The sequence below is a fragment of the Pseudomonas sp. NFACC32-1 genome (assembly GCF_900101215.1).
GTDB lineage: Bacteria > Pseudomonadota > Gammaproteobacteria > Pseudomonadales > Pseudomonadaceae > Aquipseudomonas.
In genome coordinates this window covers 129,318-141,003 of sequence record NZ_FMUL01000001.1, presented here as the reverse complement: position 1 = coordinate 141,003, position 11,686 = coordinate 129,318, and the positions used below count along the sequence as shown (strand labels likewise).

Genomic DNA, 11,686 nt, shown 5'->3' with positions numbered 1-11,686 from the left:
CGACAGGTTGCAACGCAGTGACATCAACCACAAGCCAGGACCTTGCTCAACGCCTCTAGGAAACGGCTGTTTTCCGCCGGCAAGCCAATGGTGACGCGCAGATGGTTCGGCAGGCCGTAGTTAGCCACCGGACGCACGATCACTCCTTCACGCAGCAACTCCTGGAACACCGGCGCGGCAACGCGCCCCAGGTCGACACAGATAAAGTTGCCCTTTGAGGGAATCCAGCCCAGGCCCAGTTCACGGAAGCCGGCTTCCAACTGCTGCATGCCGGCCTCGTTCAGGCGGCGACCCTGCTCGAGGTACTCCTCATCCTGGAGCGCGGCGCATGCGGCAGCCAGGGCAAAACTGTTGACGTTGAACGGCTGGCGTACGCGGTTAAGCACATCGGCCACCACGGCAGTGGACAGGCCATAGCCGACCCGCAGCGACGCCAGGCCGTAGGCCTTGGAGAACGTGCGCGAGACCAGCAGGTTTGGGTAGGCCGCGAGGAAATCCAGGCCATCGGGCAGTTCGCTCCCCTCGGCATACTCGATGTATGCCTCGTCCAGCACCACCAGTACATGCTCAGGAACGTCCTGCAGGAAGTCGTCCAATGCCTGGGCGTCGAACCAGGTGCCGGTCGGATTGTTCGGGTTGGCGATGAAGACCACCCGGGTATTGGCATCGATGGCAGCCAGCATCGCCGGCAGATCGTGTCCGAAATCCTTGGCCGGCACCGCATGCGCATCGGCACCCACGGCCTGGGTCGCGATCGGGTAGACCGCGAACGCGTGCTCGCTGAACACGGCATTGAGGCCCGGCGCGAGGTAGGCGCGCGCCACCAGCTCGAGAATGTCGTTGGAACCGTTGCCCAGGGTCACCTGGCTCAATTCAACGCCACAGCGCTCGGCCAGCAGGCTCTTGAGGGCATAACCGTTGCCATCGGGATAACGGGTCAGATCGGCCAGTTCATCGCGAATTGCCGCCAGCGCCTTGGGGCTCGCGCCCAGGGGGTTTTCATTGCTCGCCAGCTTGACGATGCGGGTCGGATCCAGATTCAGCTCGCGGGCCAGTTCGTCCACAGGCTTGCCCGGAACGTAAGGCGAAAGTTGTTGCACGCCTGGCTGAGCCAGGGCGAGGAAGTTGCCACTCATTTGCTATCCGCCCTTAAAGAACTGCCTTGGGGTAGGAACCCAGCACCTTGAGTGCCACTGCTTCCTGACTGATTTTCTCCAGCACACCTTTTACCAGCGGATCGCGGTGATGGCCGACGAAATCGATGAAAAACACGTAGGTCCATTTACCGCTGCGCGAAGGACGGGTCTCGATCCGGGTCAGGTCGATACCGTTGTCGTGGAATGGCACCAGCAATTCATGGAGTGCACCGGGCTTGTTGCTCATGGAGACGATGATCGACGTCTTGTCGTCGCCAGTCGGAGGAACCTCCTGATTGCCGATCATCAGGAATCGCGTGGAGTTGTCCGGGCGATCCTCGATTTTCTCCGCCAGACGGGTCAAGCCGTAGAGACCGGCCGCCATGTCTCCGGCGATGGCCGCCGAGTTCCACTCGCCCTTGACCCGCTTGGCCGCTTCGGCGTTGCTCGATACCGCCACGCGCTCGACATTCGGGTAATGGGCATCCAGCCACTTGCGGCACTGGGCCAGGGACTGGGCATGGGAATAGATCCGGCTGATGCTGTCGGTCTTGGTGTTTTCCCCCACCAGCAGATGGTGGTGGATGCGCAACTCCACTTCGCCACAGATCACCATGTCGTGCTCGAGGAAGCTGTCCAGCGTGTGGTTGACCGCGCCTTCGGTGGAGTTTTCCACCGGAACCACGCCAAAATTCACCGCGCCGGCCGCTACTTCACGGAAGACTTCGTCGATGGCCGCCATCGGCTTGCTGATGACGGCATGGCCGAAGTGCTTCATGGCGGCGGCCTGGGTGAAGGTACCTTCCGGCCCCAGGTAGGCGACTTTCAACGGCTGCTCGAGTGCCAGGCACGAGGACATGATTTCACGGAACAACCGCGCCATCTCTTCGTTGCCCAAGGGTCCCTTGTTGCGCTCCATGACCCGCTTGAGCACCTGAGCCTCACGCTCGGGACGATAGAACACCGGCGTTTCGCCCTCGGCCAGGGAGGCCATCTTCACGCGAGCGACTTCCTGGGCGCAGCGTGCTCGCTCGCTGATCAACTCCAGGACTTTTTCGTCCAGGGCATCGATGCGCAGGCGCAGCGCCTTGAGTTCCTGTTCTGACATCAGCCGTGTTCCTTCTCGAACTCTGCCATGTAGGCCACCAGTGCATTGACGGCATGGATGTCCACGGCGTTATAGATGGAGGCACGCATGCCACCCACGGAGCGGTGGCCCTTGAGGTTCAACAGGCCGCGTTCTTCGGCGCCTGCCAGGAACGGTTTGTCGAGACGATCGTCGGCCAGGCGGAACGGAACGTTCATCCACGAGCGATCGGTCTTGTTGATCGGGTTGCTGTACAGGTCACTGGCATCGATGAAGTCGTAGAGCGTGCGTTGCTTCACTTCGTTGAGCTTGCCGATGGCTTCGACCCCGCCCTGCTCCTTCAGCCATTCGAACACCAGGCCGGACAGGTACCAGGCCAGGGTCGGGGGGGTGTTGTACATGGAGCCGTTGTCGGCCGCGACCTTGTAGTCGAGCATGGTCGGGCACAGGGCGCGGGCGCGCCCCAGCAGGTCTTCACGAATGATGCTGACCAGGATGCCGCTCGGACCGATGTTCTTCTGGGCACCGGCGTAGATCATGCCGAACCGGGAGATATCCACAGGACGCGAGAGAATATCCGACGACATGTCGGCGACCAGCGGGACATCGCCGGTTTCCGGGATCCAGTTGAACTCCAGGCCGCCGATGGTCTCATTCGGTGCGTAGTGAACGTAAGCGGCGTCCTTGGACAGGTTCCACTCGTTCTGCCCGGGAATGGCGAAGTAATCGTAGGGCTTGGCGCTGGCCGCAACGTTCACGTGACCATAACGCGAGGCTTCTTCGATGGCTTTCTGCGACCAGATACCGGTATCGATGTAGTCGGCCTTGCCGCTTTCCGGCAGCAGGTTCAGCGGAACCTGGGCGAACTGCTGGCTGGCACCGCCCTGGAGGAACAGCACCTTGTAGTTGGACGGGATGTTCAGCAGATCACGCAGGTCCTGCTCGGCCTTGGTGGCAATGGACACGAACTCATCGCTGCGATGGCTCATTTCCATGACAGACAGGCCCTTGCCATGCCAGTCGAGAAGTTCACCCTGGGCGCGCTTCAGGACCGCTTCAGGAAGCGCCGCCGGGCCGGCACAGAAGTTATAGGCTCTCTTGCTCACATCCAATCTCGCTCTGATCTGGTGGTCACTTAAATCTTTTGGTCTGCACGGAATCGTCCCCGTGCCCTGCATGGGGTGCATCCAATGACGCTCGGCGCCATGGGGCGCTGAGCATGGGAGCGATCCTGTGCAGCATCACAAACAACAAGGGGGCGAATCTTCATCCGCCCCCTGCGTGTCCGCTTAGTCCTGCGGTTCTTCTTCGTCTGCGGCGGCATCGAGCGACTGGTCGTCGGCCATGTCGTCGACATTGGCGCCAAGGGTGCCGTCGAACGCCATGTCTTCCTCGCCTTCCTGCTCCGCGCCTTCGACTTCCGAAGGCTCCTGCACCCGCTCAAGCCCGACCAGCGTCTCGTCGTTGGCCAGCTTGATCAGTGTCACGCCCTGGGTGTTACGACCCAGGCTGGAGACTTCGTCGACCCGCGTACGGACCAGGGTGCCCTGGTCGGAAATCAGCATGATCTCTTCGCCATCGAGCACTTGCACCGCGCCGACCAATCGGCCGTTACGCTCGTTGCTGACCATGGCGATCACGCCCTGGCCGCCACGCTTGTACTCCGGGAACTCGCTGATGGCGGTGCGCTTGCCGTAGCCACGCTCGGAAGCAGTAAGGATCTGACTGCCCTCTTCCGGGATCAGCATGGAGATCAGCTTCTGCCCTTCCGGCAGGCGCATGCCGCGTACACCGCGGGCGGTACGGCCCATGGCACGGACATCGGACTCCTTGAAGCGGGTCACCTTGCCGCCGTCGGAAAACAGCATGACTTCACGCTCGCCGTCGGTGATGGCCGCGGAGATCAGCACATCGCCCTCGTCCAGTTCCAGAGCGATCAGGCCCACGCTGCGCTGGCGACTGAACGATTCCAGCGGGGTCTTCTTCACGGTGCCGTTGGCAGTCGCCATGAAGATATAGTGACCTTCGGTGTACTCCTCCACCGGCAGCATGGTGGTGATGTATTCGCCATCATCCAGCGGCAGCAGGTTGACCAGCGGACGACCGCGCGCGGCACGGGACGCCTCGGGGATTTCATAAGTCTTGAGCCAGTAGACCTTGCCTTTGCTGGAGAACAGCAGCAGCGTGGTATGGCTGTTGGCAACCAGCAGGTGAGCGATGTAGTCCTCGTCCTTGACGCCGGTAGCCGATTTGCCTTTGCCGCCGCGACGCTGGGCCTGGTAGGCGGCCAGAGGCTGGGTCTTGGCGTAGCCGCCATGGGAAATGGTCACCACGCGATCTTCTTCCGGGATCATGTCACCCAGGGTCAGGTCCAGGCGCGCATCGAGGATCTCGGTGCGGCGTACGTCGCCGTACTCGGCGCGGATCACTTCCAGCTCTTCGCGGATCACTTCCATCAGGCGCGTGGCGCTGTTGAGGATGCGGATCAGCTCGCCGATCTGGTTGAGGATCTCCTGGTACTCGGCCAGCAGCTTCTCGTGCTCCAGGCCGGTCAGGCGGTGCAGGCGCAGTTCCAGGATGGCTTGCGCCTGCTCCGGGGACAGGAAGTACTTGCCGTCGCGCAGGCCATACTGCGGATCGAGGTTCTCCGGCCGGCACGAGTCGGCGCCGGCGCGTTCCACCATGGTCATTACCGCGCTCGATTCCCAAGGCGTGCTGACCAGCGCTTCCTTGGCTTCCGACGGTGTCGGCGAAGCCTTGATCAGGGCGATGACCGGGTCGATGTTCGACAGGGCGACAGCCTGGCCTTCGAGGATATGTCCACGCTCGCGGGCCTTGCGCAGCTCGAATACGGTGCGGCGGGTCACCACTTCGCGACGATGGCGCACGAAGGCTTCCAGCAGGTCCTTGAGGTTCAGGATCCGCGGACGACCGTCGATCAGCGCAACGATGTTGATGCCGAACACACTCTGCAACTGGGTCTGGGCGTAGAGGTTGTTGAGGATCACCTCGGGCACTTCGCCACGGCGCAACTCGATCACGACACGCATGCCGTCCTTGTCGGACTCGTCGCGCAGCTCGGTGATACCTTCGAGCTTCTTCTCTTTCACCAGCTCGGCGATCTTCTCGATCAGTCGAGCCTTGTTCAGTTGGTACGGGAGCTCGGTGATGACGATCTGCTGGCGGCCGCCGACCTTGTCGATGTCTTCGACGGTGGAACGGGCGCGCATGTAAATGCGGCCTCGACCGGTGCGATAGGCCTCGATGATACCGGCACGACCGTTGATGATCGCGGCGGTCGGGAAGTCCGGGCCGGGAATGTACTGCATCAGTTCATCGACGGTGAGTTCGGGATTGTCGATGAGAGCCAGGCAACCGTCGATGACTTCACCGAGGTTGTGCGGCGGGATGTTGGTCGCCATGCCCACGGCGATACCGCTGGAGCCGTTGACCAGCAGGTTCGGGATACGGGTCGGCATGACCGCCGGGATCATTTCGGTGCCGTCGTAGTTCGGCACCCAGTCCACGGTTTCCTTGTGCAGGTCGGCCAGCAGCTCGTGGGCCAGCTTGGTCATGCGCACTTCGGTGTATCGCATGGCCGCGGCGTTGTCCCCGTCCACGGAACCGAAGTTGCCCTGGCCGTCTACCAGCAGGTAGCGCAGGGAAAACGGCTGTGCCATCCGCACGATGGTGTCGTACACGGCAGTGTCGCCGTGGGGGTGATACTTACCGATCACGTCACCGACGACACGGGCGGATTTCTTGTACGGCTTGTTGAAGTCGTTGCCCAGCTCGCTCATTGCGTACAGCACGCGCCGATGCACGGGCTTCAAGCCATCGCGCGCATCCGGCAGTGCCCGCCCGACGATTACGCTCATCGCATAGTCGAGGTAGGACTGTTTCAGCTCGTCTTCGATATTGACCGGGAGGATTTCTTTGGCCAGTTCGCCCATGAGAAGCCTGATTCCTTTTTCTGGTGAAACTTCGTCACGCCCGGATGAGGCGAACGAAGCTCGCCGCTGCCGACCAGGTGCCGTGCAGCGACTTACGACAAATCAACGAGTTATGCCATGGATCTGCGCAGTAAAGACTGCCTCGCGAGGCAGCCCTGGAAACCGCCGGATGTTATCACAAGAGCCGCCACGCACCTATCCCCCTGATGCGCATGGTGTGTAGTTAGTTGACCGGTGACAGGCTGATACGGAAGCAGAGGGGCTTAGAAGCGCGGCGACTGAAGAATTTGCGCTCGAATGCAAGAAGATTTACCGGTTTCAGGAGCTTCTTCGCGAACAGGCTCGCGCCCACACGAGTGTTTTGCATGCCCAGGGTTCTTGGCACGACAAGATTGCATGCGCAAGCGAGCCAGCTCGAAGACGATGCGCCTGATAGAAACTGTCTCAATGCAGCCGCTTGCGGCACATCAACTGCGCCAGTTTCGCGGTGTCAGGGCGTTCGACGATACCCTTTTCGGTGACGATGGCATCGATCAGGTCCGCCGGCGTCACGTCGAATACCGGGTTGAAGGCGTCCGCATCCGCGCCCACCCGCTTGCCGCCGACTTCCAGCAGCTCGCGCCCGTCACGCTCTTCGAGCGGGATATCGTCGCCACTGGCCAGGCTCATGTCGATGGTCGAACTCGGCGCCACCACCATGAAACGCACGCCGTGGTGCATGGCACAGACCGCCAGCTGATAGGTCCCGATCTTGTTGGCCACGTCGCCGTTGGCGGTGATGCGGTCGGCACCGACGATCACCCAGGTCACGCCCTTGGTCTTCATGATGTGGGCTGCGGCAGAATCGGCGTTGACGGTCACCGGGATGCCTTCGTTGGCCAATTCCCAGGCGGTCAGGCGCGAGCCCTGCAACCATGGACGGGTTTCGTCGGCGTAGACGCGCTCGACCATGCCCTCCAGGAACGCGCCACGGATCACGCCCAGCGCCGTACCGAAGCCTCCGGTGGCCAGGGCACCGGTATTGCAATGGGTCAGGATGGCCTGGGCATTGCCCTGGTGCCTGCGAATCAGGTCGACGCCGAGCTGGGCCATGGTCAGGTTGGCTTCGCGATCACTTTCGTGGATGGCGATGGCTTCGGCCTCGAGGGCCGCCAGCGGCTCGACATGATCCTTCAAGCGCACCAGCCGGTCGCGCATCCGATCCAGGGCCCAGAACAGGTTTACCGCCGTCGGCCGGGATTCGGCCAACAGTGCCAGGTCGGCCTCCAGCGCGGCCCGCCAGTCGCCGCCTTCGGCAAACCTCGCCCGGGCGGCCAGTACGACGCCATAGGCCGCACTGATGCCGATGGCCGGTGCGCCGCGTACCACCATCGAACGAATGGCTTCGGCCACGCCGGCCGCGCTGTCATAGGCGATCCAGTTTTCCTCGAACGGCAAAACACGCTGATCGAGCAGGTACAGGTAACCATTGCGCCAGTCGATGGCCTTCACCTTCTCCGCTGCCAACAGACGATCGCGCATCCCTCACCCCGCACTCATGAACAAAAGCCGTCGATTATAGCGATCCCTCCGCGAAGACGCTCGGGTATACTTCGCCATCCTTTATATCCGATGGAACCGATCCACGATGCCCAGGACTGCCGTTGCGCTCGACTTATTATTGCTGCCGACCTGGTTGGTGCCTGTCGAACCCGCCGGTGTGGTACTCCAGGACCATGGCCTGGGCATTCGCGACGGTTGCATCGTTTTCATCGGTCCACGGGCAGAAGCCCTCAAGTGCGACGCCGCCCAGGTCCGCGAACTGCCGGGCATGCTGCTCAGCCCGGGGCTGATCAACGCCCACGGCCATGCGGCGATGACGCTGTTCCGCGGTCTGGCCGACGATCTGCCGCTGATGACATGGCTCGAGCAGCACATCTGGCCGGCCGAAGGCAAATGGGTCGATGAGGATTTCGTCCGCGATGGCACCGACCTGGCCATTGCCGAACAGGTCAAGGGCGGCATCACCTGCTTCTCTGACATGTATTTCTACCCCAAGGTTGCCAGCGAGCGCGTCCACAACAGCGGCATCCGCGCCCAAATCGCCATTCCTGTCCTCGATTTCCCGATTCCCGGTGCGGCCAGCGCCGACGAAGCCATTCGTCAGGGCATCGAATTGTTTGGCGACCTCAAGCATCATCCGCGAATCAAAGTCGCATTCGGACCCCATGCGCCTTACACCGTAGGCGACGAAAACCTGGAGAAAATCCGTGTGATTGCCGAGGAACTGGATGCGGCGATTCATATGCACGTCCACGAAACCGCATTCGAAGTGCAGCAGGCCGTGGATAAAACCGCCGAACGCCCCATGGCTCGCCTGGGCCGGCTGGGTCTTCTGGGCCCGCGCTTCCAGGCCGTGCACATGACACAGATCAGCGATGAAGACCTCGCCTTACTGGTAGAAAGCAACTGCAGCGTCATCCATTGTCCGGAATCGAACCTTAAGCTGGCCAGCGGCTTCTGCCCGGTGGAGCGCCTGTGGCAGGCCGGCGTCAATGTAGCGATCGGCACCGACGGCGCAGCCAGCAACAACGACCTGGACCTGCTGGGCGAAACCCGCACCGCGGCACTGTTGGCCAAGGCTGTTTCCGGCTCTGCCATGGCCCTGGACGCCCACCGCGCGTTGCGCATGGCCACGCTCAATGGCGCCCGGGCGCTGGGCATAGAGGCCATAGTCGGCTCGCTGGAGCTCGGCAAGGCTGCGGACCTGGTGGCCTTTGACCTGTCAGGCCTGGCTCAGCAACCGGTCTACGACCCGGTTTCACAACTGATCTATGCCACAGGCCGCGATCGCGTGAAACACCTGTGGGTGGCTGGCAAGCCTTTATTGGAGGACGGCCGGTTGACCCGCCTGGATGAAACGCAACTGATCGCCACGGCGCAGGCCTGGGGACGGCGCATCAGCGGCCATGACCAATGACCATGCCCCTTGAGCCATCGCTCGGGGCCCTGATTCTTTCAAAGTTTTTTCGAGGATTTGCACATGAGTAACGTCGACCACGCCGAAATCGCCAAGTTCGAGGCCCTCGCCCATCGCTGGTGGGATCGTGAAAGCGAGTTCAAGCCACTGCACGATATCAACCCGCTGCGGGTCAACTGGATTGACGAACGTGTCGGCCTGGCCGGCAAGAAGGTACTCGATGTCGGCTGCGGCGGCGGTATCCTCAGTGAAGCCATGGCCCTGCGCGGGGCAACCGTGACGGGCATCGACATGGGCGAGGCGCCGCTGGCCGTGGCGCAATTGCATCAACTGGAATCCGGTGTCAACGTGGAGTACCGGCAGACCACCGCCGAAGCCCTGGCCGAGGAAATGCCCGAGCAGTTCGATGTGGTCACCTGCCTGGAAATGCTCGAGCACGTGCCCGACCCGTCCTCGGTCATCCGGGCCTGCATGCGCATGGTCAAACCCGGCGGCCAGGTATTCTTCTCCACCATCAACCGCAACCCAAAGGCGTATCTGTTCGCCATCATCGGCGCCGAATACATCATGAAGCTGCTGCCGCGCGGCACCCACGACTTCAAGAAATTCATCCGCCCCTCCGAACTGGGTGCCTGGAGCCGCATGGCCGGGCTGACCGTCAAGGACATCATCGGCCTGACCTACAACCCGCTCACCAAGCACTACAAGCTGTCTTCGGACGTTGACGTCAACTACATGATCCAGACCCTGCGCGAGGAGTGAGTCGATGCGTCTCAAGGCAGTTCTTTTCGACATGGATGGCACGCTGCTCGACACGGCACCGGACTTCATCGCCATCTGCCAGGCCATGCGCGCCGACCGTGGCTTGCCACCGATGAACACCCAGCACATCCGCGACGAGATTTCCGGAGGGGCACGGGCTATGGTGGCAGTGACGTTTTCCATGGACCCTGAATCGCCGGGGTTCGAGGAGCTGCGCCAGGAATTCCTAGACCGCTACCTCAAGGGCTGCGCGATCCACAGCCATCTGTTCGACGGCATGGCCGAGGTGCTGGCCGACATCGAAGCCGCCAATCTGGTCTGGGGCGTGGTCACCAACAAGCCGGTGCGTTTCGCCGAGCCGATCATGCAGCAGCTGGGGCTGGCCGAGCGCTCGAAGGTGCTGATCTGCCCCGATCATGTGAAGAACAGCAAGCCCGACCCGGAGCCGTTGATCCTGGCGTGCAAGATGCTCGACCTGGACCCGGCCACCGTCCTGTTCATAGGCGACGACCTGCGGGACATCGAGTCCGGCCGCAATGCCGGCACCAGGACCTGTGCGGTGACCTACGGCTACATCCACCCGGACGACAACCCCAGGCATTGGGGGGCGGACGTGGTGATCGATCACCCTTCGGCACTACGTGAAGTGCTGGATAACGCGTTGTGCAGTTGCTGAGCTGAACGTCGCAGTCGTGGCGAGGGGATTCATCCCCGCTGGGGCGCGAAGCGCCTCCCATCACGCGCTCAGAAAGCCTGGATGCCGACGGCATGAAAACAGGGCTGCATCGCAGCTCAACGGGGATGAGTCCCCTCGCCACAACAATGCATCACCACGCATCGTTTTGTTTCGTGAGGTTCTTTATGTTTGATTACACCGCCCGCCCCGACCTGCTCGAAGGCCGGGTCATCCTCGTGACCGGGGCCGGTCGTGGCATCGGCGCCGCTGCTGCCAAGGCCTACGCCGCCCACGGTGCCACGGTGCTGCTGCTGGGCAAGACCGAAGCCAACCTGACCCAGGTCTATGATGAAATCGAAGCCGCCGGTCACCCACAAGCGGCCGTGATTCCGTTCAACCTGGAAACCGCCCTGCCCCATCAGTACGACGAACTGGCAGCCATGATCGAAACCGAGTTCGGTCACCTGGACGGCCTGCTGCACAACGCTTCGATCATCGGTCCGCGCACACCGCTGGAGCAGCTGTCGGGCGAAAACTTCATGCGGGTGATGCACGTGAACGTCAACGCCATGTTCATGCTCACCAGCACCTTGCTGCCTCTGCTCAAGCTGTCCAGGGATGCCTCCGTGGTGTTCACCTCCAGCAGCGTCGGACGCAAGGGCCGCGCGTACTGGGGGGCCTACGGTGTGTCCAAGTTCGCCACCGAGGGGCTGATGCAGACCCTGGCCGACGAGGTCGATACTGTCGCGGCAGTGCGGGCCAACAGCATCAACCCGGGGGCCACCCGCACCAGCATGCGCGCCCAGGCCTATCCGGGGGAAAATCCGCTCAATAACCCGACGCCTGAAGAGATCATGCCGGTCTACCTGTACTTGATGGGCCCGGACAGCACGGGTGTCAACGGCCAGGCCTTCAACGCCCAGTAACACCTCCACTTCACGTCGCGGCGGTTTACCGTCGCGGCGCTGCCGCGTGCAATGCCAAGCCAGGCGAATCGCCAGACCTCCGTCGCTCGACGCCTGCATCATGCCCGCATCTACATTTCACCCCGTTGATTTTCCAAGCGTTTTTTCCGTATTGAACGGACTGGCACGAGTTTCGCTCTAAATACCC

General features: G+C 62.1%; 9 protein-coding genes. 4 read left to right on the top strand and 5 right to left on the bottom strand.

Features of this window, described 5'->3' with window-relative positions; all coding sequences use genetic code 11:
- Positions 1-23: 23 nt before the first annotated feature.
- From hisC to mtnA, 5 genes are all read right to left on the bottom strand, one after another.
- Complete coding sequence (gene hisC / locus BLP99_RS00605; RefSeq protein ID WP_072430277.1) at positions 24-1,136, bottom strand: histidinol-phosphate transaminase; 1,113 nt, start codon at positions 1,134-1,136, stop codon at positions 24-26.
- 13 nt (positions 1,137-1,149) lie between these two features.
- Positions 1,150-2,244 (bottom strand): prephenate dehydratase, encoded by a 1,095-nt coding sequence (gene pheA / locus BLP99_RS00600; RefSeq protein ID WP_072389372.1) that lies wholly within the window; start codon positions 2,242-2,244, stop codon positions 1,150-1,152.
- Positions 2,244-3,329, bottom strand: coding sequence for a 3-phosphoserine/phosphohydroxythreonine transaminase (serC, locus tag BLP99_RS00595; RefSeq protein WP_072430276.1), 1,086 nt, complete (start codon positions 3,327-3,329; stop codon positions 2,244-2,246). The genes pheA and serC overlap by 1 nt, the downstream gene beginning before the upstream one ends.
- A gap of 183 nt (positions 3,330-3,512) precedes the next feature.
- Positions 3,513-6,176, bottom strand: coding sequence for a DNA gyrase subunit A (gene gyrA, locus BLP99_RS00590; RefSeq protein ID WP_092179497.1), 2,664 nt, complete (start codon positions 6,174-6,176; stop codon positions 3,513-3,515).
- Between the two features lie 444 nt (positions 6,177-6,620).
- A complete protein-coding gene (mtnA, locus tag BLP99_RS00585) occupies positions 6,621-7,697 on the bottom strand; it encodes an S-methyl-5-thioribose-1-phosphate isomerase (protein ID WP_072389376.1) in 1,077 nt (358 codons plus the stop codon).
- Between the two features lie 106 nt (positions 7,698-7,803).
- Between mtnA and BLP99_RS00580 the strand changes: the two genes are divergently transcribed.
- From BLP99_RS00580 to BLP99_RS00565, 4 genes are all read left to right on the top strand, one after another.
- A complete protein-coding gene (locus BLP99_RS00580; RefSeq protein WP_072458124.1) occupies positions 7,804-9,135 on the top strand; it encodes a TRZ/ATZ family hydrolase in 1,332 nt (443 codons plus the stop codon).
- Positions 9,136-9,198: 63 nt separating this feature from the next.
- Complete coding sequence (gene ubiG / locus BLP99_RS00575) at positions 9,199-9,897, top strand: bifunctional 2-polyprenyl-6-hydroxyphenol methylase/3-demethylubiquinol 3-O-methyltransferase UbiG (RefSeq protein ID WP_072389380.1); 699 nt, start codon at positions 9,199-9,201, stop codon at positions 9,895-9,897.
- Between the two features lie 4 nt (positions 9,898-9,901).
- Entirely contained in the window at positions 9,902-10,573 is a 672-nt protein-coding gene (mupP, locus tag BLP99_RS00570; RefSeq protein WP_092179495.1) for an N-acetylmuramic acid 6-phosphate phosphatase MupP, read from the top strand.
- A gap of 185 nt (positions 10,574-10,758) precedes the next feature.
- Positions 10,759-11,499, top strand: coding sequence for a YciK family oxidoreductase (locus BLP99_RS00565; protein WP_072389384.1), 741 nt, complete (start codon positions 10,759-10,761; stop codon positions 11,497-11,499).
- Positions 11,500-11,686: the final 187 nt, after the last annotated feature.

Excerpts from the sequence above, each read along its gene's own strand:
- hisC (WP_072430277.1), bottom strand. The coding sequence starts at position 1,136 with ATGAGTGGCAACTTCCTCGCCCTGGCTCAGCCAGGCGTGCAACAACTT.
- pheA (WP_072389372.1), bottom strand. The coding sequence starts at position 2,244 with ATGTCAGAACAGGAACTCAAGGCGCTGCGCCTGCGCATCGATGCCCTG.
- gyrA (WP_092179497.1), bottom strand. The coding sequence starts at position 6,176 with ATGGGCGAACTGGCCAAAGAAATCCTCCCGGTCAATATCGAAGACGAG.
- mtnA (WP_072389376.1), bottom strand. The coding sequence starts at position 7,697 with ATGCGCGATCGTCTGTTGGCAGCGGAGAAGGTGAAGGCCATCGACTGG.
- BLP99_RS00580 (WP_072458124.1), top strand. The coding sequence starts at position 7,804 with ATGCCCAGGACTGCCGTTGCGCTCGACTTATTATTGCTGCCGACCTGG.
- ubiG (WP_072389380.1), top strand. The coding sequence starts at position 9,199 with ATGAGTAACGTCGACCACGCCGAAATCGCCAAGTTCGAGGCCCTCGCC.
- mupP (WP_092179495.1), top strand. The coding sequence starts at position 9,902 with ATGCGTCTCAAGGCAGTTCTTTTCGACATGGATGGCACGCTGCTCGAC.
- BLP99_RS00565 (WP_072389384.1), top strand. The coding sequence starts at position 10,759 with ATGTTTGATTACACCGCCCGCCCCGACCTGCTCGAAGGCCGGGTCATC.